The sequence below is a fragment of the Bacillus sp. BD48 genome (assembly GCF_046566805.1).
Taxonomy (GTDB): domain Bacteria; phylum Bacillota; class Bacilli; order Bacillales; family Bacillaceae; genus Bacillus; species Bacillus safensis.
The window spans coordinates 1-25,992 of sequence record NZ_JANGFM010000001.1; the positions used below are offsets into that span (position 1 = coordinate 1).

The following is a 25,992-nucleotide window of genomic DNA, read 5'->3' on the forward strand; positions in this document are numbered from 1 at the left end:
TAGGTCCAGTATCTCCGGTAATACCTGTAGCGCCAGTAGGTCCAGTATCTCCGGTAATACCGGTGGCACCAGTAGCTCCGGTATCTCCAGTAATACCCGTCACACCAGTAGGACCTGTTGGTCCAGTATCTCCGGTAATACCGGTGGCACCAGTAGCTCCGGTATCTCCAGTGATACCCGTCGCACCAGTAGGACCGGTAGCTCCAGTGATACCTGTTGCGCCGGTAGGACCAGTAGCTCCAGTGATACCCGTGGCCCCGGTAGGTCCAGTAGCTCCAGTGCTACCCGTTTCACCAGTAGGTCCGGTATCTCCAGTGCTACCCGTTTCACCAGTAGGTCCGGTATCTCCAGTGCTACCCGTTTCACCAGTAGGTCCAGTAGAACCAGTGATACCCGTCGCCCCAGTAGAACCAGTATCTCCAGTGATACCTGTAGCGCCGGTAGGACCAGTATCTCCAGTGATACCGGTGGCACCCGTTGGTCCAGTAGAACCAGTGATACCTGTAGCTCCAGTAATACCCGTCACACCAGTAGGACCCGTTGGTCCGGTAATACCAGTGGCACCAGTAGGACCGGTTGATCCAGTAATACCCGTGGCCCCGGTAGGTCCAGTAGCTCCAGTAATACCCGTGGCCCCGGTAGGTCCAGTATCTCCGGTGATACCCGTTTCACCAGTAGGACCGGTAGAACCAGTGATACCCGTGGCGCCGGTAGGTCCAGTATCTCCAGTGATCCCCGTGGCCCCGGTAGAACCGGTATCTCCAGTGATCCCCGTCGCACCGGTAGGACCGGTTGATCCAGTGATACCTGTTGCGCCTGTAGGCCCAGTATCTCCAGTAGCTCCAGTATCTCCAGTAATACCGGTGGCACCAGTAGAACCAGTTTCACCCGGTGCTGCTAAAAGTGTGTAATCTGGTGACGTAGCTGGCGTACCTGAAGGTGGTGCAAAATCCACAAGATAAGTACCACCACCATAAGTGATCACTTGCCCTACTGAATATGTTGGTGCCATTACAGGATCATAAGCTTCAACACCACTTAATCCGATCCCAGTAGGACCGGTTGATCCAGTGATACCCGTCGCACCGGTAGATCCAGTAGAACCTGTGATACCCGTCGCCCCAGTAGGTCCGGTAGCTCCAGTGCTGCCCGTTGCGCCGGTAGGACCAGTATCTCCAGTGCTGCCCGTTGCCCCAGTAGAACCAGTAATACCGGTGGCACCCGTTGGTCCAGTAGAACCAGTGATACCCGTCGCTCCAGTATTACCGGTAGCTCCAGTGCTGCCCGTAGCTCCGGTAATACCAGTGGCACCGGTAGGTCCAGTTTCTCCAGAAGCAGCCAAAAGGGTATAGTCGGGGGAGAGTCCAGGTATTCCTGATGGAGCGTCAACATTGGCAATGTAAGTACTGCCATCAAACGTGACCACTTGCCCTGCATCGTAATCTTGTGATTGTGAGGGATTAAAAGGAATGGCGCCGGTTAACCCGCCAGCTGGTCCAGTAGGTCCGATTGGTCCAGGGGGACCTGCTGGGCCTGCCGGGCCTCTTGGTCCAGCTCTTTGATTTGGTTTTGATTGTTTTATCCCTTTTGCAATGTGGCAAGGGTGATTCCCTTGAGATATATTTTGTTTTGGATATTCTTGTTTAATGAATGGACAGTCTCTTTTTCGAGGACGGTCATGACGTGATCTTTTGTAATGAGGCTGTTCATGGTATTTACCGCAAAAGGGACATTTGTGTTCGAATTGATTGTACAAATTGCCCATCTCCTAGAAGTGATATTTCATTTTATGTGCAAATTTTTAAATTGGAAGTAAAACCTAGAAAAACATCATTTCGAAAATCATCGAATCAAATTATTTAAATCTTTCATGGATTTATGTTATGGTGTTGAAAGTATAAAAATAGTATGATATTTGACAGAAATGGGGACATCATTTATGAGTCAATCAGTTTTACAGGGCAAAGCCTATTCCGTTTTAAATTTATCCTCTGTGACAGAAGGAGGCACCATTAAAGAATCTTTTGATCGTAGCATGGATTTAGCAAAAAAGGCGGAGAAGTGGGGCTATCATAGATACTGGCTGGCAGAACACCATAACATGGAAGGAGTTGCGAGCTCTGCAACGTCCGTTTTAATTGGATATATTGCGGGAGGAACCGAAAAAATTCGAGTAGGATCTGGTGGGATTATGCTGCCAAACCACTCTTCACTTGTCATTGCCGAACAATTTGGCACACTTGAGACATTGTATCCGGGGAGAATTGATTTAGGTCTTGGCCGAGCACCAGGGACGGATCAGTTAACAGCAAGAGCGCTTAGACGTAATCTTCATAACGGAGAAGATTTCCCTGAGCAGCTTGAAGAACTTATGCAATATTTCAAGCCGACCGGTCAGGTTAAAAAACATGTAAGAGCTGTTCCAGGAGAAGGCCTGGACATTCCAATTTGGCTCCTTGGTTCAAGTGGTTTTAGCGCTAGGCTAGCAGGAGAACTTGGATTGCCATTTGCCTTTGCAGCACATTTCTCACCTAAAAATACAATTCCTGCGTTAGAGTTGTACAGACAGTCATTTAGACCTTCTGATGTGTTAAAAGAGCCTTATGCCATGGTCGGTGTGACGGTTTTTGCTGCCGATCAAACAGATCGGGCTGAATATCTGGCAACCTCTCATTATCAGCGCTTTTTAAGTCTCATTCGCAATACACCAGGAAAACTGAAGGCGCCTGTCGACAGCATGGACGGCCTTTGGAGTCCATATGAAAAGGCGATGGTGGATGAACAATTAAGTTCAACCATGATCGGGGATAAAGAAAAGGTGAAGAAAGAATTAGAAGCCTTTATTGAAGCTACTCAAGCAGATGAAGTGATGATTAATTCGGATATGTTTGACCATCAAGAAAGAATGCGTTCGTATGAAATCATTGGAGAGATCTTTCAAGAGGCACAAGAAAATTAAACATAAAAAAAGAACTGCACAGAGCAGTTCTTTTTTATTTATGCTTTTGTAAAAATGCGGAATGGTTGTCCGATTGGCAGAACAATACGGCCAAAATGTGTATTCAGGACAACAGCTGCAGAACCATAAAATGAAAGCAGGGAAATAATCAATTCTGCAATACCAGCCATCGTATGAGTCACATCGTACATCACACCAAAAGTGCTAAGGGAAAGACCAATGAATAAGAAATCAATAAAGACGAAAATCAAAAATAACACTTTATGTGTTTCCATTGCACCAATCGTCATAAACAAGCTGAAAATCAAATAACCAATAAACGCAAAACCTAGCTGTTTTGGATCTGCTGCTCCCGCAAGCGTTTTCCCAAAAACGCCGGCTTGAATGAGCCAAGTCGTACCAACGCCCATCCAGAAAAGACCGAATGCGCCAAAGGCAGTGGCTCCAAAAATATTATGATGCTTTGAATCTTGTATGGACGCGATCAACTGCGCGATTCCTCCAAGGAAGATAGCCCAAGGTAAAATAAGGGAAGTACCATCTGTGATTCCTAGTTTTTGTGAGGACGCAACGAGCGTCACCATTGCTAAACCAAACAAACCAAGTGGTGTTGGGTCTGCAATTGATAATCGAATTGCTTGAACATTCTGTTTTTCCATAATGACCTCCTACAATTTGCACTTACAAAAGATACTCGAATTCGATAGAAACGTCAAGCTCTTTTTTAGTAGACACTTGCATCGTCTTCCAAATAAATCTATATTTAATACATATCAAATGTGATAGAAAAAGAGGGATAAAATGAGTAAAGGCTTATCTGGAAAAACAATTGCCATTTGTGGAACGAGAAAAACAGAAGAAATGCGTACTCTTGTCGAAAAGCAAGGAGGACAAGCCGTTATTCGCTCTCTTCAAGGAACCGTATTTTTAGCCAAAGAGGAATTAAAGCCGGGCATAGAGACCTTTGTGAAACAAGGGGCCGACTGGGTGATCTTGACAACAGGCATCGGTACAGATACATTGATTGAGAGTGCAGAAGAGCTGCAGCTTGGTAAAGAATTTATGAACATTCTATCAAATGCACATATTGCTTCAAGAGGGTACAAAACCTTTGCTGCGCTGAAAAAACGTGGAATTCAGCCAGACGTCTCTGATGAAGACGGAACGGTTCGTGACTTGATTTCAAAGCTTGAAGACAAGGAATTTCAAGGAAAACGCGTGATGGTGCAGCTTCATGGTGAAAATGCACCAGCTCTCATTCAGTTTTTACATGACAAGGGGGCAGATGTTTTGCCGCTTTTACCATATCAGCACACACCTCCTGAACCAGAGGCAGCTGAAACGCTGCTGCAAGAAATGAAAGGTGGACAAGTTCATGCCGTCTGCTTTACAACCGCTGTCCAGGTTCACGCCTTTTTCAAACTAGCCGCAGAATGGGGAAGAAAAGAAGAATTGCAAGCATTATTCGAGCAGGACGTGCTGGCAGTAGCTGTCGGGAAAGTCACTGCTGAAGCTTTAAAAGAAGAGGAAGTAGACCGAATTCTTGCTCCGTCACTTGAGAGAATGGGTGCAATGATTATAGAATTATCTCGATATATGGAAAAACAATCAGCACACTCATAAAAAAACGCCTTTCACAAGATCAGTGAAAGGCGTTTTGGTTAGATTGTCCGTTTTCGATTCGTCCGAATTTTTTTGAGTACAAAATAGAGAACAATTAGGACAATGGCAATGACCATAATTGGGGTTGTATAAGCATGAGCAACACTTTGAATATGATCCCATTTTGTCCCAAGCTGCATGCCAAGATAGATAAATAAGATGGACCAAGGAATGGCAGCTAATCCTGTCAAGAAAACAAATTTCCAAAAAGGCATCTTGGCAATACCCGCTGGAATCGAGATGGCATGGCGGACAACAGGGATAAAGCGTGCGGTAAACACTACACCGGTTCCATACCGGTCAAACCAGCGCTCTGCAGTCGCGATATGATGTTCATGGATGAATAAATACTTTCCATACTTTGTTAAAAATGGTCTTCCGCCGTACAGACCGATCCAGTAAATAAAACACTGAGCGAGCGTACCTCCAATGACGCCGGCAATAACAGCTCCAACAAAACCAATTGTGCCTGTTGACACCATATATCCGCCATAGGCAAGTACAATTTCACTCGGAATGATTTCAATCATCAGCCCTAGTGCAACACCTACATACCCAAGGCTTGTCAGCCAGGTTAAAATTTCATTAAAAATGGTTCCCATTCATTTCACTCTGCCTTTAAATACGAATTTTCTTCAAGCATCCTTATAAGAGCCTATGCTTGTTTTGCTTTTCTCATGAGTATGCTTTCTATATATGCCAGCATGGCTTGCGCCTCATCACAGACGCCACATGAACCACCAAGTCTATGTGTTGGCAAGCTCGTCTAGCAGATTTTATCATACCATATTTGCCGGCATCTAGCCGAGCTACATGCTGAACACTTGTTATGTGAAGAATGGTCACCATAAAAGAGAATAGGAAGCATCCGTTTTTTCAATAGATCATGATATAATTTGTTAGATGAAACGAACGGGTGGTGCACAAACATGTATTTAACAATCGCAGAAACAGCTGAATACTTAGAAGTATCAGAAGCGTATATTGAAAAATTAATCCAGCAAAAAAAGATCCGTTACGTATTTGACGGGGAATCTTATCTCATTTATCAAGGGCAGTTTCAAACTCATTTAAAGCAGCTCGAACAATATAAAGAGCTCGTCCAAGAGATCCTAAATGAACCGATTCCGGAAGACCCTGATGTAAAGGATGAAGATTAGAATATTTTTTCAATGGATTCATCATAGACCAATGGCTGCGGGTGATAGAAAGAATAATCTCTATTTCACCTTATGCTTTCTCGATTTATGAAACGGAGCATGCCGAAGTGAAATCACGAATGTTAGAAATCGCAGCTGATGTTCTAGGTACAGTTGCCGCTGAATGGGTAAGGGAACTTTTGAACCAGGCGGACGAAGAATTACTTTATCCGCTTTCGTGGGCAGCAGCCAGCAGTTTGCCAGAAGATGAAGGATTACACCATATCATAGAGAAATTGAAATCGGTCAGTGAAAAAGAATTGCCGATAGCAGCTTTTATTTGCCTGCACCGTTTCCGTTCTAACAAAATATTGGATTGGATGGAGTCAAATGGCATCCATTTTCACGATAAGTGGGGAAGGCTGGCAGCCGTCAGCTATCCAACCTGGGAAAGAATGAAATCTTGGCTAAACAAAGGAAGACCTTTCAGCTTAATTGCACTAGATACAATGGCAAACTGTGCAAAAGGGAATAGACCGGCCCTTGTGGAACAATTTTCACCTAAAATTCTTAAAACTGATCAAAATGAAGTAGAGCAGATTTTACATGATTTTAATCAAAAAGATCAGGTTCCACGAGTGAAAATGAAAGTGTCCAAAATCTTGGAGAACAAGCAAGACATATTTGAATAAGCCTTTTTATTGGCTGACTCCCGTTTGAACAATCTTCATATGGCATTTCACTTGTACATCTGCATCAGGATAAATGTCTTTCCATTTTTCAGGCGTCAGTGCTTTATCTTTAGCGCGGTATTTCAGTCCAAGGCCAAGCGGGTCAATTCTTTGTTTTTTAAATGATTGAACAAGGTCTTGTCCCTGATGCGCGATTCGTTTTTCGACTTCTTTCTCAACATGCTCCAAGATGGACGGTTTATCAATTTTTTTGGACTTCATGAATTCTTTTAATTCACCTTTAAGCTTGATATCAATGGTAATATGAGGTTTTTTTGTAAGATGTTCAGTTGGTTTTATATGATAAGACACACGTGATTTAATATTTTCAATCACAACATGAGTCTTCGCCTTATCACGAAATCGAAATTCATAAATGCCGTTTTTATGGTTTTCAATCATGGCTTTAAATGTAAACGTTTCTTCCGCTGGAATATGCCCCACCATTTTTTCTTGATCAAACAGAGCGACACCTGAAACCTTAATAGCATTGCTTGTTTTTTTAATATAAGGGAGATAGGCATCAACACCTTTTGCCAGCATCTGGTTCATAAAAATGTGCTGATTGGTGACTGGTTCATTGCCGTTTCTCATATTTTGGGCTAACATATCTGAAAGGTATACACCTATATTTAAGTTCGTTTGATTCATTTTTGTGTACAATAAATCCTCAACTTCTCCGCCAACAATGGCAAATACTTGTCTTGAACCAATAATAGGATCACGGTAAATATAATTCATCAAATCGATCATACCAATTTCTTTCGCCAGTTTTTCACTAATTAAAATAACAAGCACCTGTCCCATGACAACGGGGAAGGGGGATTTTTCTGATACGAGAAACTGGATATTACTAATCGTATTTGATTGAGCGCTTAATATTTGGTAGCTGCCCTGCTCTTCACTTTTAAAAACTGGAAAAACAAAAAAGCCCTTCATTTCGCCGTTTTCCACTAAATCAAATCCTGCCGCCTGAGAGATACTCAATTCATCTAAAAGTCGAGGCTGTGCACAGCTAGTGAAGAAAAGACTGCATAACATGAGACCAATGAGAACATACTGTTTCATGCTCGTTTTTTCACCCACCTTTTTTTCATCATGACTCCAATCAACAGACATAAAATAAATCCATAAATCAGAATGTATCCGCTATATTCCACCCATTGATTAAAGGCTTCAAAGGAAGTTGCCCCTTCAAAAAACGAAAACATCATCAAAATGAGAATGCTGAGACCGATTAAAGTGACGCGCTGGCTTGTATGAAATACTTGTTTCGCCATTCGGCTCGCTGCCCATAATGGAATTGCGATATTTGGAATAATAAGAAGCAGCCAAAGAGACACTTCAATAAATTCAAAGCGCTGAATGAAGGGAAGTTTCACAATGCTTGTTAACGTCAACGTCGGCCATTTTGTTAATGTAAGCTGAGCGCTCGAGTAATACGCAATGGATACGAGAAAGACAAGTAAATTTAAGCATGTCGTGAATAATGCTCCCATGTGGGCAAATTTTTGTGACGTTTGTGCTTTTTTAATAAAGGGATAATAGACGAGCAATGTTCCAAAACCAAACATGGGTAAGGAGGCATCTTTGACACCCATTACCAGCTGCGAGAATGTATGATCAAACATTGGAAACATAAAGCGAATGTGACTATATTTCATGACGTAAAAGCAAATAAACGTCATCCAGTATGTGAGTATAATGCTAAAAAACGCCCATCCTGCAATGGTTCTAAAGCCGCCGGTATGAATGTAATACACTAGCACAAGCAGTACACCCGCAAACAAAAAGCCAGGAATTTCTTTAAACAGCCACACATGGATGACATCCATATAATGGACGAGGACAGTGAGCGACAAAGATGAAAAGTATAAGATATAGAGAATATTAAATAATTGCCCAATCCATTTGCCAAATACGAATTGTGTAATATGAACAAATTCATCCGAAGGGGCCTTTTTAAACATCAAGTAAATCAGAAAGATCATCACATTGACACTGATGCCAGAAATAAGAATGGCGATCCATCCATCATTATTCATTGAACGGACAAGGTTCGTTTGAAAGTTTAAAATGCCGACACCGACTTGATTGGCATTGATGAGAAAAAACACAAAAAAAGGGGATACTTGAAATTTTTCTTTGACAGAAGAAGAGCTCATGCCTTCACTTCCTTATTCATAAAAATCATTTTTCCCCTTCCGGCCTTGCTTAGGCTTTGGCTGGTGAATGGTTCTATTTTGTCCGCGTAAATTATCCGGTCTTTTATTCAAAAATCGAAGCTGAGGACGAATCAAACTGCTCTTTAAATCAGCTAGACGAGGTGGATAAATGGGTTCAAGGTATGGCCGCCCAATAGAGGTTAATTTCATCAAATGGGTCATCAGAAAAGCGCCCATCAGTGAAATTCCTAAGGCACCCCAAACCTGTGCTGCAAATAGAAAAGGGAATCTCAAAAGCCGGATGGCACTCCCCATTTTATAAATCGGGGTGACAAAGGAGGCAAGAGCAGACAATGCCACAATGATCAGCAGGATATTACTTGTTAAGCCCGCTGCCACCGCTGCCTGTCCAATGACGATCCCGCCAACAATCCCGAGTGTTTGTCCCACCTTTGTTGGAAGCCTGGATCCAGCTTCTCTGAGTAATTCAATCGAAATCTCTAAAAATAAAGCCTCAATGATCGGAGGAAATGGAACAAGATAGCGTGAGGCGACAATCGTTTCTAATAAATCCTTAGGAATCAATTCATAATGAAAGGTTAAAACTGCTACATATAAAGGCGTTGCAAAAATGGAAAATATCACAGCAAAAATTCGGAGCAGTCTAAAGCAGGTAGCTGCAATCCACGGCATGTTATAGTCTTCCATCGTTGTAAAATACTCAAGCAAAATCGTAGGTGCGAGCAATACATGAGGTGAACCATCAACCATAATGGCGATTTTCCCTTCTGTCAGACCTGAAGAAACGCGGTCGGGTCTTTCTGTATTTAAAAATAAAGGGAAAATCGTATTGGACACATCATAAAGCATCTGAGCAAGATAATTTGCATCTAAAATCTGATCATAATCAATGTCCTCAATTCTCTGAAGAACAGTTTCGATGTTTTGCGGGTTAGCGATATCTTCAATATATAGCACGGCAACTTTTGTTTGAGAGAGCGTACCGACTGTTTTTTCGGCGACCTTGAGATCGGGCGCCGGAAGCCTCCTTCTAATCAAATTTAAGTTCGTATCGAGAATCTCAACAAACGCATCCTGGGAACTAATGATGCCAAATTCAATCTCAGACGAGCCCACTTGTCTGCCTTTCTTTTCTTCAATCGGCAAAAGAAGCGTTTTGCCCCAGTCTGTTTCAAGTCTAATGGCAATGCTGCCCCGGTGAAGGGCTTCTTCCACTTTTTGAAGATCGCTCGTGATGACAGCCTGCTCAATGGGAATTCGTTCCTTCAGCTCTTCAAGAGTGGGTGTCAGGTGCAGTTGTTTAAGGGAGGGGAGAATTTGTTCATGTAGAAGATGTCCATTAATCAAAGATCGAAAAAAGGAAATCCTATACAGAAAATCTCCATTTCGAGACAGCTCATTTGTAAAATCAGCAGAACGTGACAATGCTTCAAATACTGAATTTGGGTCCTTTTGTTGTTTGTTTTTCTTCAGCATTTGAACCATCTCCTTCCGCGATTTGCCTCTATTATCCAACCAATTGTCTGAAGATATGCATAAAAAAAGCGTTCAGCTTATTGGGCTGGACGCTTTTTTTCCATATTGAACGGCTTCTAATAATACATCAGCTAGATGGACCGCGCGCATGCTAGGCGAGTGCCCTGAGCGTTTGATGCCTGCTGCCATTTGCAGCTGACAGCCTGGATTAGACGTAACAATGGCAGTCGCCTTTGTTTCCCTTGCTTCTGTCATTTTATGATCTAAAATTTGCATTGACATCTTTGGCTGCAAGATGTTGTAAATGCCAGCTGAGCCGCAGCACCGGCCCGAATCCTTCATTTCTTTAAATGATACACCTTGAATGGCCTTCATCAGCAACCTTGGCGCATGCTGTACACCCATTCCGTTTCGCAAATGACAAGAATCTTGATAGGTGATGATTTGCTCTGGCAAAGCAAGCGGCATGCGGCGGTGAAATTCGAGCTCCACTAAAATGTCTGATATATCCTTGATTTTCTTTGAGAAGGCTTCACTTCGCTTTTGAAAATCTGGATCATCGCAAAGCAAATGATCGTAATCACTTAAAAAAGCGCCACAACCGCCCGCATTCATGACAATGGCATCCGCATCTATCTCTTCAAATGCTTCAATATTCCGCTTTGCTAACTGTTTCGCTTGTTCTTTTTCACCGCTATGGCCATGGAGCGCTCCGCAGCACGTCTGAATAGGAGGGACGATGACGTCACAGCCTGCCAGCTGCAAAAGCTGGATGGTCGCTTCGTTTGTGCTGGAAAAAACGGTGTCCATTAAACAGCCAGTAAAAAAGGCGACACGTTTTCTTGCTGGGCCGGCGGCTTTGTATTCCGTCAAACGGCTTTTCTGTTGACGCGGCACCTTTGGAAGCGCCTGTTCCATCAGGCGTAAATGCGGTGGAAGCACCTTCAGCATGCCTGTTTTGCGGGCGGCCGTTTGCAGACCTGATGTTTGATAAAATCGAAGAAGTCCTGCCGCTTTCCGCATTCGGCTTTGTGAAGGAAAGAGACCTTTAAACACTACACGCCTTACAAGTTTGACAGGGATGGATTGTTTTTTATGCTGCTGAATGATGTCTCTTGCATCCTCAAGTAACCTTCCATATTTGACGCCGGAAGGGCAGACCGGTTCACATGCACGGCAGCCAAGACAAAGATTCAGTGAATGCTCGACATCTGCATCTGGCTCAATGACGCCGTCTCTCACCGCCTTCATTAAAGCAATTCGGCCGCGGGGAGAGTGTGTTTCTTGTTGACCAGATTCAATATAAGTAGGGCAGGAAGGGAGGCAGAATCCGCAGCGCATGCAATTGAGCAGCTCTTTTTCGTCCATTTGCTGCTGAAAGTTTTGCTGAATCTCTGTTTGTTTAGAGGAACTCATGAAATCACCACCCGCTTTCTTGCAGCTTTTCCAAACACTTTATCAGGGTTCATGATATTTTCCGGGTCTAGCGCTTGTTTGATCGCTTTCATTGCCGCAATGCCTTCTTTTTTAACCTTTAATTCTAAGTAAGGGGCTTTCATAAGACCCACGCCATGTTCACCCGTAATGGTGCCGCCAAGTGAGACTGCTTTTTCAAAAATGGCCTGAAAGGCTTCCTCCACCCGCTTCATTTCTTCTCCATTTCTTGCATCTGTTGCACAAGTAGGGTGTAAATTCCCATCACCTGCATGACCAAACGTACAGATTTTCACATCGTACTCTCTCGCAATGTCTTCGATCGCCCGCACCATGCGGGCAATTTCAGACCTGGGGACTGTGGCATCTTCTAAAATGGTCGTCGGGCTTAACCGGGCGAGAGCAGATAAAGCAGATCGTCTCGCTGTTAAAAGGGCATTGGCCTCTTCTTCAGAATGTGCGATATTCACTTCTTTTGCACCGTGCTGCTGACAAACCTTTGCGATGCGCTGCATATCACGGGAAACCGCCTCAGGATGGCCGTCCTGTTCGATTAACAGCACCGCTTGAACGTCAGTCGGCAAACCGATTTTTGCAAAGTCTTCAACGACTTCCAGGGTCGGCTGATCCATAAATTCTAATGTAGCGGGGATGATACGCTCTGCAATAATCGCCGATACTGAAGCGGCGGCTTCCTCTAGGCTTTCATATAAGCAAAGCATCGTTTGTTTTGTTTCTGGAAGCGGCAAAAGCTTTAACGTGGCTTCAGTGACAATCCCGAGCGTTCCTTCTGACCCTACGAACAAACGGGTCATATCATACCCAGCCACATCCTTTGCAAGCTTGCCGCCTGTTTTGATGATGTCACCGTTTGGCAGAACGACTTCAAGTCCAAGTACATAATCTCTTGTCACACCATATTTTAACCCCCGGAGACCACCTGAATTTTCATTAATATTTCCGCCTAATGTAGAGATTTTCATAGAGCTTGGATCAGGTGGATAGAAGAGACCTTTCGCCTCTACTTGGTGAATGAGTTCCTGTGTGATCAAACCAGGCTGCACCGTTGCTGTCAGGTTTTCTTCATCTATTTCTATTAATTGGTTCATTCTTGTAAACAACATCACAAGTCCGCCTTGGGTAGGACATGTGCCTGCACAAAGGTTCGTTCCTGATCCTCTTGGTACGATCGGTATGTTATATGAGGCGCAGAGCCGGACAATTCGCTGGATTTCCTCAGCCGCACGCGGGCTTACGATGACATCTGGCATATGCTGAAAATTCGGTGTGGCATCATAAGAGTAGGCAAGCCGATCGGCTTTACTATCCTGCATGTAAGATGCACCGACAATCTTTTTTAATTGATTTAAAAATTCAGAATTTAACATGCGCATTCAACTCCTGTTGATAAGACGTATCGTTTCTTTCAGTATAAAAAAAGAATCGCCTTATGCCTATGGACGATTCTACAAAATATCGGGCTGTTCGCTTCGTTTTTTTGGATCATGATCTAAAAGCATGAAGGCTAAATAAAAGAGCATTGCATCTTGCATACGCTTTGGATCTAGTGTCGTTAAATCTTGGATTCGTTTTAGCCTGTAATGCAGTGTATTGATATGGACATGCATCGCTTCTGCGGTATATTTCAATGAACAATCTGATGTCATAAGCACCCGCAATGTTTTCACTAATTCAGGATAGGGAAGAAGGGGGGCGATTGTTCGATCAAGAAACACTTCCTTTGTTTCCTGACTCACTTCCTCCATAAAAAGTTCAAGCGTTAAATCTTCATCAAATACAATCGGCGTATCAACATGTGCCATTTTTAATGCTCGAAAGGCTTGTTGAAAGGATTGCTTCATCAAATGAGCAGCTGCTGGTTTTCCCGCCCCAATCAAAACTCTAGGCGTACTCCGCGCCGTAAGGGAGGCATGGATGTGAAATAGGCGCTGCTGCAAGGCTTTACGATCATCTGCTGTTGTTTGCAGCATGAGTAAAAAGCGGGCATGCCCCCAACGGACGATGATCTCCTGACTAGTGAGTTGCAGCGTTTCCTTCAATTCTTTGTATTGATTCTGCTTCATAAACGATTCATCCTGACAATCAATCAGGACAACCGCACGCTCCTTGTTGATATCAAGCTGAAGCCGCGACGCTTTTTTAGTGAGATCAATCGCTGTCTCTGGCAGATGAAGCCAGTCGAATACAAACGCTTCAAGCTGACGTTCATCCGTTTCAGTTTCTTGAAAAAATTCATGTTCATGAATAAGCAGCTCGGTCATTTTTCTTAATATTTCGCCAAAAGGAGACACATGTACAGGATCTCCTGTCATCCCAATGACCCCGATGACCTCCTGCTTAAAATAAATAGGTAGATTGATGCCAGCTTTGACACCTTTCATGTGCTGCTGGTCATCCTTTGTGAGAATTCGTTTCTGTCCTTCAAAAGATGTCAGATACGCTCCTTCATGAAATTGACCTATGCGCGCTGGATCTGTTGCTGCAATGATGGTGCCGTTCGTTTGTGCGATGATGATTTCCTCAGTCAGCACCTTTTTAACCTCGTCTACGATTTTTTCTGCCAGTGTCATTGTGAGCAAAACGTACCCCTCCGAGATGTTTCTTTTGACACTATCATACCATCATATGCTAGGACATATCTTTCTTTTCATGAGTTATGCTAAAATAATGAATGCACATGAAGAAGAAAGGAGACATAGCCATGTCGTTACTAAATCGCTTACAAGAACTATTAAAAGAAGGACAGGCGCTGACAGACTTCGAATATGATGAAGCGGCGAGTCGCAATTGGACATTAGAAGGGCCGAGAATAAAAGAAGAAGCCCGCTTTGGCGATGTATATATAGAACGTGTAGACAAGGAATCAGAGGACATGATTCAAACAGAAAACGCTTCATTTCTAAATACACCACTTACATATGTGAAAAAACATCAAAAAGAATTCATTTATATCGAATCAAAGTGGTTTGATGTCGTGAAAGTGGATGGCTTGGCCATTGAATGGGACGAAGTGTTTCAAACGTATACCTTGCTATTCGGTTTCAAACGTCCTAAAAAAGACACGGGTATTCTAAAGGACATACTCTCCCCATTAAATGGTGCTCAGCTTCAATTTAATGGACAAGATGGCTTATTTGATGTGAACTTACAGCTTCTTGAGCTTGAGGACATCCACGAAGATACGGCTTTTATTGACGTCATCTCGGCCGTGTACCGATTTTTATTCCGTATGATCATGCAGCTTGAAATCAATGAATCAAAAAACGGCTCAAATTCCTGAGCCGTTTTTTTGTCTTTCTATTCATTTGATAAAGGCGTGACAAATCGTACATCATGCTCTTTTCCATATTGAAGATAATCTTCATTTGGCTCCTGATTGGTCACGACGATATCAATCTCGTGTAAATCACAAAACGTGGTCAAGGCGTAATGATCAAATTTGCTATCATCCACTAATAAAAACGTTTTAGCACTTTTTTGAACGAGTGATTTTTTAATATCCGTTTCAAGCGGGGACGAATTGGTGACGCCGTGATCAATGGATAAACCAGTTGATGCGATAAAGGCTTTATTCACATTGTAAGCTTTTAGGCGCTCTACACTTTGATAGCCAACGAAAGAATTCGTTTTTCTTTCAAGCATCCCGCCAGTGGAAAAGATGGTGAGATTGTCATAAGGCATCGCCTGTGTAATGAAATCCACATTATTGGTCACAATGGTCACTTGTTTCTCAGTCAAATAGGGGAGCATCTCAAGTGTTGTCGTACCAGAATCAACAAAAATCATATCCCCGTTTTCGACAAAAGCGGCAGCCGTCTGACCAATTAATTGCTTTTTACTGAGCTGACGGGTCTTTCGCTCCTGATACACCACTAACGTTGAATGGTTCACAGCCACTCCGCCATACACTTTTTTGAGCACGCCGGACTCGACCAATGCCTGTACATCTCGGCGTATCGTGTTTTTTGAGACACCAAAATGCGCCACAAGCTCATCAAGTGAGGCAGATTCCCGGTCAAACACATACTCTTTGATTTGCTGAATCCGTTTTGTTTTTATCATGCTTCATATCTCCAATCAATCCGAATGTCCTTTTTTCATTATAGCAATAAATTCTCTTACATGGATTAGGTCAATTGATTCTCTTTTCTCCTCTGATATAAAAGCGTATGATAGAGAAAAGAACGAAACTGGAAAGGACTTTCACTTCTATGAATCAATCAAACAACCCATTTTCAAAGCTTGCGAATTTTAGAGAAGTAGGGGGACTTCAAACAACAGATGAGATGGTAATCAAGCAAGGAATGATTTATCGATCCGCAGATTTATCCCGTTTGACGAAACACGACATCGAGATATTTTCAACACTTGGGATTCAAACCGTTTGCGACCTCCGTACAGCCTCAGAACGTAAATCACATCCGCCTAAGATCAAGGAACACGACAAAATCGTCCATATTCCGATGCAGCCTGACAGTAAGATGCCGAGTAAATGGACCATGTTTCGTATGCTGGTAGCAGAAGGAAAATCTCTCTCATTTACACCAATCATGAAAGATTTATATCAAAGCATGCTGACAGAGCGTAAAGAAGAAATTCAGCAGCTGTTCACACTGCTTTCAGATCAAAACAATTACCCGCTGATGCTTCACTGCACGAGTGGTAAGGACCGTACAGGTTTTTTATCTGCCCTGATTCAGTTAGCGGCAGGTGTACCGCTGCCTGTCGTTTTAAGTGAATACATGCGCTCCAATGAAGGCGTGCAAATGCTTGTCAGAAGGCAGGAACGATTTGTCCGATTGATGAGTTTATTCCGGGTGTCAAAAGAACAAATTCAGCCGCTTGTCGGTGTGCAGCAAGATTATCTTGAAGATGTGCTGCACGAGATGCTGGAGACATATGGGAGTGCAGAGCGGTATTTAATCGAAGCCTGTAAAGTCCCTGAATCCCAGCTCAATGAAATGAAAAACATTCTGCTTACACCATCTGCTGGCATTCCATCACAAAAAGCGGAATAAACTTAAGATGAGGTGATGCAAAACATGTTGAAAAAGATCAGTATGACAGTTCTAACACTGATGTTGATGTTTGTATTTTTATTCATTCCTTCTAGCAGTCTAGCAGCTCGTTCAGTGCCAAAAGGGAAGCTTGAGAGCACAAGAGAGATGCGCGCGGTATGGATTGCATCGGTTTATAACTTAGATTGGCCCTCAAAGAAAGGGCTGCCCGTAGCAGAGCAGAAACAAGAGTTCATTCGTTTGTTAGATGAAATCAAAGCGATGAATATGAATGCCGTCATTATGCAAATTAAACCAACAGCAGATGCCTTTTACCCTTCAGCATACGGGCCGTGGTCAGAATATTTGACTGGCACGCAAGGGAAAGATCCTGGGTATGATCCGCTTGAGTTTATGATTGAAGAAGCTCATAAACGCGGCCTTGAATTTCACGCTTGGTTTAACCCTTATCGGATCACAATGAATCATACTGATCTCAGCCGTTTGTCTGCCGATCACCCTGCAAGAGAGCATCCTGATTGGACGATTGCATATGGTAATCAGCTTTATTACAACCCAGGCATTCCTGAGGCTCAGGACTTCATTGTAGGCGGCATAGAAGAAGTTGTGAAAAACTACGATATTGATGCGGTGCATATGGATGATTATTTTTACCCGAATAAAATAGCTGGTGTCCCGTTTCCAGATCAAGAAACGTATGAAACATATGGAAAAAAAGCATTTACTCATATAGAAGATTGGCGAAGAGATAATGTGAACCAGCTCGTGAAGCAAATCAATGACACCATTAAGAAAGAAAAACCGTATGTGAAATTTGGTATTAGTCCGTTCGGTGTATGGCGCAATATCAAAGATGACCCGACTGGTTCAAACACCACAGCAGGTATGACCAACTACGATGATTTGTATGCTGATACAAGAGAGTGGATTCAGCAGCACGATATTGATTATGTCACTCCGCAAATTTACTGGAGCATCGGCTTTCAAGCAGCCGCTTATGATGTGCTGACGAAATGGTGGTCAAATGAAGTGAAAGGGGAGCCGGTTCACCTGTACATTGGTCAGGCGGCATATAAAATTAATCAAAACAGTGATCCTGCTTGGTCTGACCCGGAAGAATATTTTAGGCAGATTGAGCTGAACAGGCAGTCACAGCTCGTCCAGGGAAGCATGCATTTCAGCCTGAAGGATATCAATCGCAACCCTTTGAATGTAAAGGATCGATTGATAGAAGAGTCATATCGCAAACCAGCTCTCATTCCAGAAATGCCTTGGCTTCATCAGAAAGCGCCTAAAAAACCAATCATTCAATCTGTGAAAAAGACCACGGATGGTGCGGCTTTACAAATCAAAAATGATCCGCATTCTACCGTATCCTATTATGCAGTCTATCGATTAACAAATAAAGAAACCTATGAATTACTGCAAACAGTTAGAAAAGAAAAAGGCACCATAACAACGATTAAAGACCTCCCAGTCAATCAAAAGAAAATGGATACTTACAAGATTACGGCTCTTAATCGTCTTCATCACGAAAGCAAGCCTTCTACAAAAATAGTGAAATAACAGAAAAAGCATGAATGAGCATTTTATCATTCATGCTTTTTTTCTATTATCTTTGTTTTAATTTTCTGAATTCAATCAAGCTTGGCATGAAGCAGCTGCTTGATTAATAAATATGATAGAAAAGAGCCAAAGGGGGAAACAAGATGGATTTTGAATTAACGAAAGAACAACAAATGATCCGCCAGATGGTCAAAGATTTCGCCAAAGCAGAAATTGCACCACTCGCTCAAACCATTGATGAACAGGCTGTATTCCCAGTCAAAACGTTTCAAAAAATGGGGGAGCTCGGCTTTATGGGCATCCCCTTTCCAGAGAAATACGGAGGCTCAGGAGGAGATACGATATCATATGCACTCGCTGTAGAAGAAATCGGAAAACAGTGCGGTAGTACAGGTCTTAGTTATGCCGCAGCCGTTTCCTTAGGCGCAAGCCCGCTTTATTATTTCGGTACAGAGGAGCAAAAGATGGATCATCTTGTCCCGCTAGCATCTGGAACAGCACTCGGTTCCTTCGGATTAACAGAACCAAACGCAGGATCAGATGCAAAAGGGACGAAAACAAAAGCGGTCAAAGACGGACAAGAGTATGTCATCAGCGGGGAGAAGTGCTGGATCACAAACGCAAATTTTGCCAGAACCATTATCGTCACCGCTGTCACGGATCATGATGAAAACGGCCGCCCAATCATCTCCGCCTTCATTGTAGAGAAAGGGCAAAAAGGGCTGTCCATTACAAATCCATATGACAAAATGGGCGTGCGCGGTTCAGATACAGCAGAAATCATTTTAGACGGTGTACGTGTACCAGCCCAGAATATTTTAGGAGACCCAGCGAAAGGATTTAAGCAATTTTTATATACATTAGACGGGGGACGCATTTCAATTGCTGCGTTATCAGTTGGCATCGCACAAGCTGCACTAGATGCATCGCTCTCGCATGCAAAGGAAAGAAAGCAATTTGGGCAGACCCTTTCTTCCTTCCAAGCCATTCAGTTTAAGCTGGCAGATATGGCGATGCAAATAGAGCTCGCCAGACAAATGGTATGGAAAGCCGCTTGGCTGAAAGATCACGGCAAGCCGTTTACAAAAGAAGCTGCCTATGCCAAGCTTTTCGCTTCTGAAATGGCGACAAAAGCAAGTCTTGATGCTGTCCAAATTCACGGAGGAACAGGCTACATGAAAGAATGTGGTGTAGAACGGCTTGTGAGAGATGCCAAGCTAATGGAAATTGGAGAAGGGACCTCTGAAATTCAGCGTCTAGTCATCGCAAGACAACTGTTAGCTTAATCCGATAATGAAAACGCTTACCATCAATGGAGGAGGAAAGCCATGATGTCGATTCATCCACAAACGATCGGCTCCCTATTAAAAGAGAAAAGGGAGCAGCATCCAGCACATGAAGCCATTGTGTATCCAGAACGTTCTTTACGTTATTCATATGAAGCGTTTTATCGAGAAGTCAAGGAAACCGGGAAAGGTCTTATGGCATTAGGGGTTCAAAAAGGAGATCATATCGCCATCATGGCGCCCAATGTACCTGAATGGCTTTTGCTGCAATTTGCCTGCGCGTCAATTGGAGCCGTTCTTGTCACCGTGAATACGAACTTTCAAGCTCAAGAACTCGCTTATTTACTCAAGCATTCTGATAGCAGCATGCTGTTTATCGTAGACGGGTTTAAAGAGACATCCTATGTCAGACTGCTTGAAGAACTTATACCGGAGCTTCAAAACGCTCATCAAGGTGAGATCACATCCTCATCTTTTCCTTATTTAAAAAGTGTCGTCTATATTGGCAAGCACACGCCAAAGGGCATGCGCAGCTGGGACAGTATTCAAGCAGCTGCTAAAAGAACAGAGGATCATGAGTGGGAGAAACGAATGGATGAGCTTGCACCTGATGATGTCATTAATATGCAATATACTTCAGGCACAACCGGCTACCCAAAAGGAGTCATGCTCAGCCATACAAACATTGTCTGCAATGCCAGCCAAATCGCAGATTGTATGAAGCTCACCCAAAAGGACCGAATGTGTATCCCTGTTCCTTTCTTTCATTGCTTTGGATCAGTTCTTGGCGTGCTTGCTTGTCTCACAAAAGGAGGAACGATCATTCCAATTGAATCCTTCCATCCAGAGAGAGTTCTTCAAACAGTGGAAAAAGAGAAATGCACCGTCCTTCACGGCGTCCCGACAATGTTCATTGCAGAACTCGACCATCCGAATTTTCACCAATACGATCTGTCCACATTACGAACGGGCATTATGGCAGGATCTCTTTGCCCATCCCATGTGATGAAAGCCGTCATTGAACAAATGGGACTGAAGGAGCTCACGATTGCCTACGGACAGACCGAAAGCTCTCCTGTCATTACCCAAACAAGAACGGATGATTCATTTGAAAGACGAGTTCAAACGGTCGGCCGGGCGCTTCCTCGCATCGAAGTGAAAATCACGGTTCCAGGCACGCCGGAGGAAGTACCAAGAGGAGAACAAGGTGAGCTGTGTACAAGAGGCTATCATGTGATGAAAGGCTACTATAAAAATGAAGAAGCCACAAATGAAGTGATTGATCAGGACGGCTGGCTTCATACAGGTGATTTAGCAGAGATGGATGAGGACGGCTATGTGAAAATCACAGGACGGCTGAAAGATATGATCATTAGAGGCGGGGAGAATGTTTACCCAAAAGAGATTGAGGACGTTCTTTATACTCATCCGGACATTCTTGATGCACAGGTCGTTGGTATACCCGATGAAACGTACGGAGAAGAAGCTGCCGCATTCATTCGGCTCAAGCAAGGCAGGGCGGTGACGATTGAGACACTCACCAGCTATTGTCAGTCGCAAATGGCACGCTACAAAATTCCTAAATATTTTTTCATCACTGACGAGTATCCGATGACCGCATCAGGGAAGATTCAAAAATTTCGTCTGAAAAAGCAGGCGCTTGATCTAATAAAGGAGTGAAGGCAGCGATGTTTCAAAAAGTACTGATTGCAAATCGAGGCGAAATTGCCCGGCGAATTATTCGAACGTGTAAAAGGCTCGGGATCCAAACCGTCGCCGTTTATTCAGAAGCAGATCAGCATGCTCTTCATGTGCAAGAAGCAGACAGCGCCTATCTGATTGGAGGCGCGAAAGTATCTGAAAGCTATTTAAACATGGAAGCAATCATTCGTGTAGCCAAGCAGACAAATACAGATGCCATCCACCCAGGATATGGCCTCTTATCAGAAAATGCGGCCTTTGCAGAACGCTGCCGCAGCGAAGGAATCGCCTTTATTGGCCCATCCGCACAAGTCATTCAGCGAATGGGGAATAAAATTGAAGCAAGGAAAACGATGGCTCAAGCAGGTATCCCCATTGTACCAGGCGTTTCAGCTCCACTGCATGATGCAGAAGAAGGGATCAGTCAAGCGCAGTCACTCGGTTATCCGATTATGCTCAAGGCATCAAGCGGGGGCGGAGGAATTGGCATGCAGATCGTGCAAAATGACGATGAGCTGTACAGGGCTTTTGAAGGGAATCAAAAAAGAGCGCAAAGTTTTTTCAACGATGGCACGCTGTATATGGAAAAGGTCATTGAAGACGCGCGTCACATAGAAATCCAGGTCCTTTTTGATTCCTTCGGTCATGGGGTTCACTTATTTGAGCGCGACTGCTCACTTCAGCGAAGACATCAAAAAATCATTGAAGAAGCACCAGCCGCCTGTCTCGATGAATCGGTGAGACATCAAATGGGGGAGATGGCCGTCAAAGCAGCTAAAGCGATTGGGTATGAAAATGCAGGAACGATTGAATGTTTAGTCGATCAGCATCAACAATTTTATTTCCTAGAAATGAACACGAGATTACAAGTAGAGCATCCCGTCACAGAAGAAATTACAGGCATTGACCTTGTTGAGGAGCAGCTGAAAATTGCTGCATGTGAGCCGCTTTCCTTCAATCAGGAGGATATTCATCAAATCGGGCATGCCATCGAGGTTAGAATTTACGCGGAAGATCCCATCACATTTTATCCTTCACCAGGAACGATCACTCAGCATTCTACGCCTGAAGCGCCGTATATCCGTCATGAGTCAAGTGTGACAAAGGGAAGCATCATAACTCCTTTTTACGATCCAATGATTGCGAAAATGATCGTTTACGGTGATACACGAAAACTTGCAATAGAACGATTAAAAGGGGCATTACAAGCATATGAAATAGAAGGGATCAAAACCAACTTACCGCTTTTAAGGGAAATGGCCGGATCTTCTGCTTTCTTACAAGGCATCATCACAACCGATTTTCTCATGAAAAAAAGGGAGGGAAACCGTTCATGAAAACTGTCACGATTCAAATGGCCGGAAACTTGTGGAAGCTTCTTGTGAAACAAGGCGATGAAGTGCAAAAAGGACAGGAGGTTGCCATCTTAGAATCAATGAAAATGGAGATTCCGATCGTTGCTGAAGAGACCGGAACCATCAGCAAAGTGTATAAGGCAGAGGGGGAATTTGTCGATGAAGGAGAGGTTCTTCTAGAACTGACAGAATAGGAGGGAGCCAGATGGCATTACCAGAGAGTGTGCTTATCAGGGAGGTCGGCCCGCGGGACGGACTGCAAAATGAATCAGTCTGGCTGGATACAAGCGAGAAGCGAACGTGGATTGATCTGCTCGCAGCAGCCCAGCTCCCTTATATTGAAGTCACATCATTTGTTCATCCTAAATGGGTTCCAGCCTTAAAAGATGCCAAAGAACTCACCCAATCCTTTAACAAAAAAGACGACATCACTTATGCAGCACTCATTCCAAATGAAAAAGGCTTAGCTCATTTTTTTGAAGCCAATCTTGACACAGGCGCTATGTTTATCTCTTCGAGTGAAACACATAACAAGAAAAATATGAATCAATCCATCCACGAAACACTTCCTGTTATCAAACAAATGACAGCTGATTTAAAAGCAGCAGGAAAAAACACACGCGCGTATATTTCCACCGTGTTTGGCTGCCCGTATGAAAAACAAGTGCCAATGGATCAAGTGCTGCGGTTAACGGAGATTTTGCTTTCTTATGGCATTGATGAAATATCTCTCGGTGACACCATCGGTGAAGCCCATCCGCTTCAAGTAGAAAGGCGCTTAGACATTTTACTTGAACGTTTTCCTGCTGATAAAATCGCTCTTCATTTTCATGATACGAAGGGGATGGCTCTTGCCAATATTTATACGGCATTAAAAGCTGGGATCACCATATTTGACTCCTCCAGCGGCGGGCTGGGCGGCTGCCCCTATGCACCTGGCTCCAGCGGAAATGTGGCGACAGAAGATGTGGTGCATATGCTTCAAAAACTAGGAATTGAGACAAATATTCACCTTCCTGCATTAATTCAAGCGGCAGAATGGATTGAAGCAAAAGTAGATCGAACCCTGCCTAGTCACTGTTTACGCGCTTTTCACTCTCAGACTACTTCATAAAGGATGAATAACATGACATCATTGGTCCATTTTTCAATACAAGATGAACAGATCGGCATCATGACCTTAAACAGGCCAGAACAAGCGAATTCCCTATCCTCTTCAATGCTGGAGGAGATCAATCAACTCATTCAAGAAATCAAACACGATGAAAGCATTCGCTGTCTGCTCATTACAGGAGCCGGTTCTAAAGTCTTTTGCGCTGGAGCAGATTTAAAAGAACGACGATTGATGACAGAAGCAGAAGCGAAAGGCGCTGTTCTTTCGATTCAGCAAACGTTTATCGAGATTGAATCTATTCCTGTACCTGTCATTGCAGTGATGAACGGACACGCACTTGGCGGAGGACTTGAGCTCGCGCTCGCTTGTGATCTCCGCATCGCACGAGCCGGAGCAAGACTCGGCCTGCCAGAAACTGGACTAGCTATCATACCAGGAGCCGGAGGGACGCAGCGCCTTCCGCGCCTCATTGGACTCGGTAAAGCAAAAGAACTTATTTTCACAGGCACATCATTACAAGCAGAAGAAGCCATTCAAATCGGACTGATTGAGCATATCTCTTTAGCAGATTCCCTCATGAACGATGCCATCTCTCTTGCAAAACAAATCATTAAAAATGGCCCGCTTGCCTTAAAAGAAGCGAAACAAGCAATTCAATCAAGCCTTGATCACGATTTGCATACAGGTCTAACGAAGGAATACGAAGCCTATCTACGGCTCATTGATACAGAAGATCGAACGGAAGGTCTTCAAGCTTTCCAAGAAAAACGTACGCCTCAATACAGAGGCAGGTAGCAAGAAAGGGGAATGAGGATGATCGAAGAATATGAACTGAAAAAACAACGGATTGTAAAAGGCGGGGCTGAGCGATACCATCAAAAAAACAAAGAAAAAGGAAAATTGTTCGTCCGTGACCGCCTCCAGTTGTTATTAGATGAAGATTCTTTCATTGAGGATGCCATGTTTGCTGAGTGTCAGGATGAACATTTACCAGCAGATGGTGTTGTCACAGGGACGGGGCGGATGAATGGGCAGACTGTTTGCGTCATGGCAAATGATTCTACCGTCAAAGCAGGATCATGGGGCGTCAAAACGGTAGAAAAAATCATTAGAATTCAGGAAACAGCCGAAAAGCTCAACTGTCCGATGCTGTATTTAGTTGACTCTGCCGGTGCTAGAATCACCGATCAAATCGCCATGTTTCCAGGCAGAAGGGGTGCAGGCCGCATTTTTTATAACCAGGTGAAGCTGTCTGGACGTATTCCGCAAATTTGTTTACTATTTGGTCCTTCTGCAGCCGGAGGTGCTTACATTCCTGCTTTTTGTGACATCGTCGTCATGGTCGAAGGAAATGCCTCAATGTATTTAGGCTCACCGCGAATGGCCGAAATGGTGATTGGAGAAAAAGTATCACTTGAAGAAATGGGCGGGGCAAAAATGCATTGCAGCATTTCTGGATGCGGCGATATTTTAGCAAAAACAGAGGAAGAAGCCATTCAAATCGCTCGCACTTATTTAACTTACATGCCTGCTAACTACACAGAAAAACCAAAACGGGCAGCCTCAATCGCACCTAAACCATCAGAGATCACCCTCCAAGACCTTATCCCTAAAGGGCAAAATACCCCTTTTGATATGTATCAGCTCATTGATTTACTCATTGATGAAGGATCATTTTTTGAAATCAAAAAGTTGTTTGCCGCAGAGTTGATTACAGGATTTGGCCGCATGAATGGTCAGCCTGTCGGTCTTATTGCCAACCAGCCAAGGGTAAAAGGCGGCGTTTTATTTCATGACTCAGCTGACAAAGCCGCCAAGTTTATTCAGCTATGTGACGCCTTTCATATTCCACTCCTTTTCCTTGCGGATATACCGGGGTTTATGATTGGAACAAAAGTGGAACAAGCAGGCATTATCAGGCACGGGGCGAAAATGATTTCTGCCATGTCAGAGGCAACCGTTCCGAAAATATCCGTCATTGTTCGTAAAGCGTACGGTGCAGGATTATATGCAATGGCAGGACCAGCCTTTGAACCGGACTGCTGTCTCGCTCTTCCATCAGCACAAATTGCTGTCATGGGGCCAGAAGCCGCTGTAAATGCTGTCTATGCGAATAAAATTGCCGAACTGCCTGCCGAAGAGAGGGCGGCATTTATACAAGAGAAACGTAAAGAATACCAGGAAGATATGAATATATATGAGCTTGCCTCTGAAATGATTGTCGATGGTGTTATCCCGTTTGACCAATTGCGAGATGAGCTTTGTCGTAGATTACAAGCCTATACCTCTAAAGAGATGACATTTACAAGACGAAAACACCCGGTTTATCCGGTCTAAAGGGGGC

23 protein-coding genes and 1 pseudogene are annotated in these 25,992 nt (G+C 43.7%); 14 read left to right on the top strand and 10 right to left on the bottom strand.

The window, feature by feature from the left end:
• Positions 1 to 1,765 (bottom strand): annotated as a pseudogene (locus tag ACLGGR_RS00005) (exosporium glycoprotein BclB-related protein); the annotation flags it as partial.
• Between the two features lie 174 nt (positions 1,766 to 1,939).
• Here ACLGGR_RS00005 and ACLGGR_RS00010 point away from each other — a divergent pair.
• The gene (locus tag ACLGGR_RS00010; RefSeq protein ID WP_410972248.1) at positions 1,940 to 2,959 is read left to right on the top strand and encodes an LLM class flavin-dependent oxidoreductase; all 1,020 of its coding nucleotides are present in this window, start codon (positions 1,940 to 1,942) and stop codon (positions 2,957 to 2,959) included.
• Between the two features lie 38 nt (positions 2,960 to 2,997).
• On the opposite strand, the gene ACLGGR_RS00015 is transcribed toward ACLGGR_RS00010, so the two are convergent.
• Positions 2,998 to 3,618: an acetate uptake transporter gene (locus ACLGGR_RS00015; RefSeq protein WP_024425703.1), complete on the bottom strand. Its 621-nt coding sequence runs from the start codon at positions 3,616 to 3,618 to the stop codon at positions 2,998 to 3,000.
• 142 nt (positions 3,619 to 3,760) lie between these two features.
• Between ACLGGR_RS00015 and ACLGGR_RS00020 the strand changes: the two genes are divergently transcribed.
• Positions 3,761 to 4,582 carry a uroporphyrinogen-III synthase gene (locus ACLGGR_RS00020; RefSeq protein ID WP_410972249.1) on the top strand — a complete coding sequence of 274 codons (822 nt, stop codon included), beginning with the start codon at positions 3,761 to 3,763 and terminating at the stop codon, positions 4,580 to 4,582.
• Between the two features lie 38 nt (positions 4,583 to 4,620).
• Here ACLGGR_RS00020 and uptA read toward each other — a convergent pair whose 3' ends face one another.
• A complete protein-coding gene (gene uptA / locus ACLGGR_RS00025; RefSeq protein ID WP_142945003.1) occupies positions 4,621 to 5,223 on the bottom strand; it encodes an undecaprenyl phosphate transporter UptA in 603 nt (200 codons plus the stop codon).
• 327 nt (positions 5,224 to 5,550) lie between these two features.
• Here uptA and ACLGGR_RS00030 point away from each other — a divergent pair, with 327 nt between their 5' ends.
• Positions 5,551 to 5,781, top strand: a complete 231-nt coding sequence (locus ACLGGR_RS00030; protein WP_039179160.1) for an excisionase family DNA-binding protein — start codon at positions 5,551 to 5,553, stop codon at positions 5,779 to 5,781.
• 107 nt (positions 5,782 to 5,888) lie between these two features.
• Complete coding sequence (locus ACLGGR_RS00035) at positions 5,889 to 6,452, top strand: hypothetical protein (RefSeq protein WP_410972250.1); 564 nt, start codon at positions 5,889 to 5,891, stop codon at positions 6,450 to 6,452.
• A gap of 6 nt (positions 6,453 to 6,458) precedes the next feature.
• Here the strand turns inward: ACLGGR_RS00035 and ACLGGR_RS00040 are convergent, their stop codons facing one another.
• From ACLGGR_RS00040 to ACLGGR_RS00065, 6 genes are all read right to left on the bottom strand, one after another.
• Positions 6,459 to 7,559 (bottom strand): Ger(x)C family spore germination protein, encoded by a 1,101-nt coding sequence (locus tag ACLGGR_RS00040; RefSeq protein WP_251215285.1) that lies wholly within the window; start codon positions 7,557 to 7,559, stop codon positions 6,459 to 6,461.
• A complete protein-coding gene (locus tag ACLGGR_RS00045; RefSeq protein WP_410972251.1) occupies positions 7,556 to 8,656 on the bottom strand; it encodes a GerAB/ArcD/ProY family transporter in 1,101 nt (366 codons plus the stop codon). The genes ACLGGR_RS00040 and ACLGGR_RS00045 overlap by 4 nt, the downstream gene beginning before the upstream one ends.
• 12 nt (positions 8,657 to 8,668) lie before the next feature.
• Entirely contained in the window at positions 8,669 to 10,153 is a 1,485-nt protein-coding gene (locus tag ACLGGR_RS00050) for a spore germination protein (protein ID WP_251215287.1), read from the bottom strand.
• A gap of 72 nt (positions 10,154 to 10,225) precedes the next feature.
• Positions 10,226 to 11,569, bottom strand: a complete 1,344-nt coding sequence (locus ACLGGR_RS00055) for a (Fe-S)-binding protein (protein WP_410972252.1) — start codon at positions 11,567 to 11,569, stop codon at positions 10,226 to 10,228.
• Entirely contained in the window at positions 11,566 to 12,975 is a 1,410-nt protein-coding gene (gene glcD, locus ACLGGR_RS00060) for a glycolate oxidase subunit GlcD (protein WP_410972253.1), read from the bottom strand. The genes ACLGGR_RS00055 and glcD overlap by 4 nt, the downstream gene beginning before the upstream one ends.
• Before the next feature lie 78 nt (positions 12,976 to 13,053).
• Positions 13,054 to 14,187, bottom strand: a complete 1,134-nt coding sequence (locus ACLGGR_RS00065; protein WP_410972254.1) for a CdaR family transcriptional regulator — start codon at positions 14,185 to 14,187, stop codon at positions 13,054 to 13,056.
• 122 nt (positions 14,188 to 14,309) lie between these two features.
• On the opposite strand from ACLGGR_RS00065, the gene ACLGGR_RS00070 reads away from it, so the two are divergent.
• A complete protein-coding gene (locus ACLGGR_RS00070; protein ID WP_410972255.1) occupies positions 14,310 to 14,888 on the top strand; it encodes a branched-chain amino acid aminotransferase in 579 nt (192 codons plus the stop codon).
• A gap of 17 nt (positions 14,889 to 14,905) precedes the next feature.
• On the opposite strand, the gene ACLGGR_RS00075 is transcribed toward ACLGGR_RS00070, so the two are convergent.
• Positions 14,906 to 15,670, bottom strand: a complete 765-nt coding sequence (locus ACLGGR_RS00075; RefSeq protein WP_410972256.1) for a DeoR/GlpR family DNA-binding transcription regulator — start codon at positions 15,668 to 15,670, stop codon at positions 14,906 to 14,908.
• A gap of 149 nt (positions 15,671 to 15,819) precedes the next feature.
• Here ACLGGR_RS00075 and ACLGGR_RS00080 point away from each other — a divergent pair, with 149 nt between their 5' ends.
• The 9 genes from ACLGGR_RS00080 to ACLGGR_RS00120 all read left to right on the top strand — a co-directional run bounded on the left by ACLGGR_RS00080 (position 15,820) and on the right by ACLGGR_RS00120 (position 25,985).
• Entirely contained in the window at positions 15,820 to 16,626 is an 807-nt protein-coding gene (locus tag ACLGGR_RS00080; protein ID WP_410972257.1) for a tyrosine-protein phosphatase, read from the top strand.
• 24 nt (positions 16,627 to 16,650) lie between these two features.
• Complete coding sequence (locus ACLGGR_RS00085; RefSeq protein WP_410972258.1) at positions 16,651 to 18,192, top strand: glycoside hydrolase family 10-like protein; 1,542 nt, start codon at positions 16,651 to 16,653, stop codon at positions 18,190 to 18,192.
• 143 nt (positions 18,193 to 18,335) lie between these two features.
• Positions 18,336 to 19,478, top strand: a complete 1,143-nt coding sequence (locus ACLGGR_RS00090) for an acyl-CoA dehydrogenase family protein (protein WP_142944991.1) — start codon at positions 18,336 to 18,338, stop codon at positions 19,476 to 19,478.
• Between the two features lie 42 nt (positions 19,479 to 19,520).
• Entirely contained in the window at positions 19,521 to 21,158 is a 1,638-nt protein-coding gene (locus ACLGGR_RS00095; RefSeq protein WP_410972259.1) for an AMP-binding protein, read from the top strand.
• An 8-nt stretch (positions 21,159 to 21,166) separates the two neighbouring features.
• Positions 21,167 to 22,516 carry an acetyl-CoA carboxylase biotin carboxylase subunit gene (locus ACLGGR_RS00100; RefSeq protein WP_410972260.1) on the top strand — a complete coding sequence of 450 codons (1,350 nt, stop codon included), beginning with the start codon at positions 21,167 to 21,169 and terminating at the stop codon, positions 22,514 to 22,516.
• Positions 22,513 to 22,728 (top strand): acetyl-CoA carboxylase biotin carboxyl carrier protein subunit, encoded by a 216-nt coding sequence (locus ACLGGR_RS00105; protein WP_345831703.1) that lies wholly within the window; start codon positions 22,513 to 22,515, stop codon positions 22,726 to 22,728. Before ACLGGR_RS00100 ends, ACLGGR_RS00105 begins: the two co-directional genes overlap by 4 nt.
• A gap of 11 nt (positions 22,729 to 22,739) precedes the next feature.
• Positions 22,740 to 23,648 (top strand): hydroxymethylglutaryl-CoA lyase, encoded by a 909-nt coding sequence (locus ACLGGR_RS00110; protein ID WP_410972261.1) that lies wholly within the window; start codon positions 22,740 to 22,742, stop codon positions 23,646 to 23,648.
• 12 nt (positions 23,649 to 23,660) lie between these two features.
• Positions 23,661 to 24,443 (top strand): enoyl-CoA hydratase, encoded by a 783-nt coding sequence (locus ACLGGR_RS00115; RefSeq protein ID WP_410972262.1) that lies wholly within the window; start codon positions 23,661 to 23,663, stop codon positions 24,441 to 24,443.
• Positions 24,444 to 24,461: 18 nt separating this feature from the next.
• Entirely contained in the window at positions 24,462 to 25,985 is a 1,524-nt protein-coding gene (locus ACLGGR_RS00120; protein ID WP_410972263.1) for an acyl-CoA carboxylase subunit beta, read from the top strand.
• Positions 25,986 to 25,992 lie beyond the last annotated feature (7 nt).

Coding starts and splice junctions, on each gene's coding strand:
- ACLGGR_RS00010 (WP_410972248.1), top strand. CDS start 1,940: ATGAGTCAATCAGTTTTACAGGGCAAAGCCTATTCCGTTTTAAATTTA.
- ACLGGR_RS00015 (WP_024425703.1), bottom strand. CDS start 3,618: ATGGAAAAACAGAATGTTCAAGCAATTCGATTATCAATTGCAGACCCA.
- ACLGGR_RS00020 (WP_410972249.1), top strand. CDS start 3,761: ATGAGTAAAGGCTTATCTGGAAAAACAATTGCCATTTGTGGAACGAGA.
- uptA (WP_142945003.1), bottom strand. CDS start 5,223: ATGGGAACCATTTTTAATGAAATTTTAACCTGGCTGACAAGCCTTGGG.
- ACLGGR_RS00030 (WP_039179160.1), top strand. CDS start 5,551: ATGTATTTAACAATCGCAGAAACAGCTGAATACTTAGAAGTATCAGAA.
- ACLGGR_RS00040 (WP_251215285.1), bottom strand. CDS start 7,559: ATGAAACAGTATGTTCTCATTGGTCTCATGTTATGCAGTCTTTTCTTC.
- ACLGGR_RS00045 (WP_410972251.1), bottom strand. CDS start 8,656: ATGAGCTCTTCTTCTGTCAAAGAAAAATTTCAAGTATCCCCTTTTTTT.
- ACLGGR_RS00050 (WP_251215287.1), bottom strand. CDS start 10,153: ATGCTGAAGAAAAACAAACAACAAAAGGACCCAAATTCAGTATTTGAA.
- ACLGGR_RS00055 (WP_410972252.1), bottom strand. CDS start 11,569: ATGAGTTCCTCTAAACAAACAGAGATTCAGCAAAACTTTCAGCAGCAA.
- glcD (WP_410972253.1), bottom strand. CDS start 12,975: ATGTTAAATTCTGAATTTTTAAATCAATTAAAAAAGATTGTCGGTGCA.
- ACLGGR_RS00070 (WP_410972255.1), top strand. CDS start 14,310: ATGTCGTTACTAAATCGCTTACAAGAACTATTAAAAGAAGGACAGGCG.
- ACLGGR_RS00075 (WP_410972256.1), bottom strand. CDS start 15,670: ATGATAAAAACAAAACGGATTCAGCAAATCAAAGAGTATGTGTTTGAC.
- ACLGGR_RS00080 (WP_410972257.1), top strand. CDS start 15,820: ATGAATCAATCAAACAACCCATTTTCAAAGCTTGCGAATTTTAGAGAA.
- ACLGGR_RS00085 (WP_410972258.1), top strand. CDS start 16,651: ATGTTGAAAAAGATCAGTATGACAGTTCTAACACTGATGTTGATGTTT.
- ACLGGR_RS00090 (WP_142944991.1), top strand. CDS start 18,336: ATGGATTTTGAATTAACGAAAGAACAACAAATGATCCGCCAGATGGTC.
- ACLGGR_RS00095 (WP_410972259.1), top strand. CDS start 19,521: ATGATGTCGATTCATCCACAAACGATCGGCTCCCTATTAAAAGAGAAA.
- ACLGGR_RS00100 (WP_410972260.1), top strand. CDS start 21,167: ATGTTTCAAAAAGTACTGATTGCAAATCGAGGCGAAATTGCCCGGCGA.
- ACLGGR_RS00105 (WP_345831703.1), top strand. CDS start 22,513: ATGAAAACTGTCACGATTCAAATGGCCGGAAACTTGTGGAAGCTTCTT.
- ACLGGR_RS00110 (WP_410972261.1), top strand. CDS start 22,740: ATGGCATTACCAGAGAGTGTGCTTATCAGGGAGGTCGGCCCGCGGGAC.
- ACLGGR_RS00115 (WP_410972262.1), top strand. CDS start 23,661: ATGACATCATTGGTCCATTTTTCAATACAAGATGAACAGATCGGCATC.
- ACLGGR_RS00120 (WP_410972263.1), top strand. CDS start 24,462: ATGATCGAAGAATATGAACTGAAAAAACAACGGATTGTAAAAGGCGGG.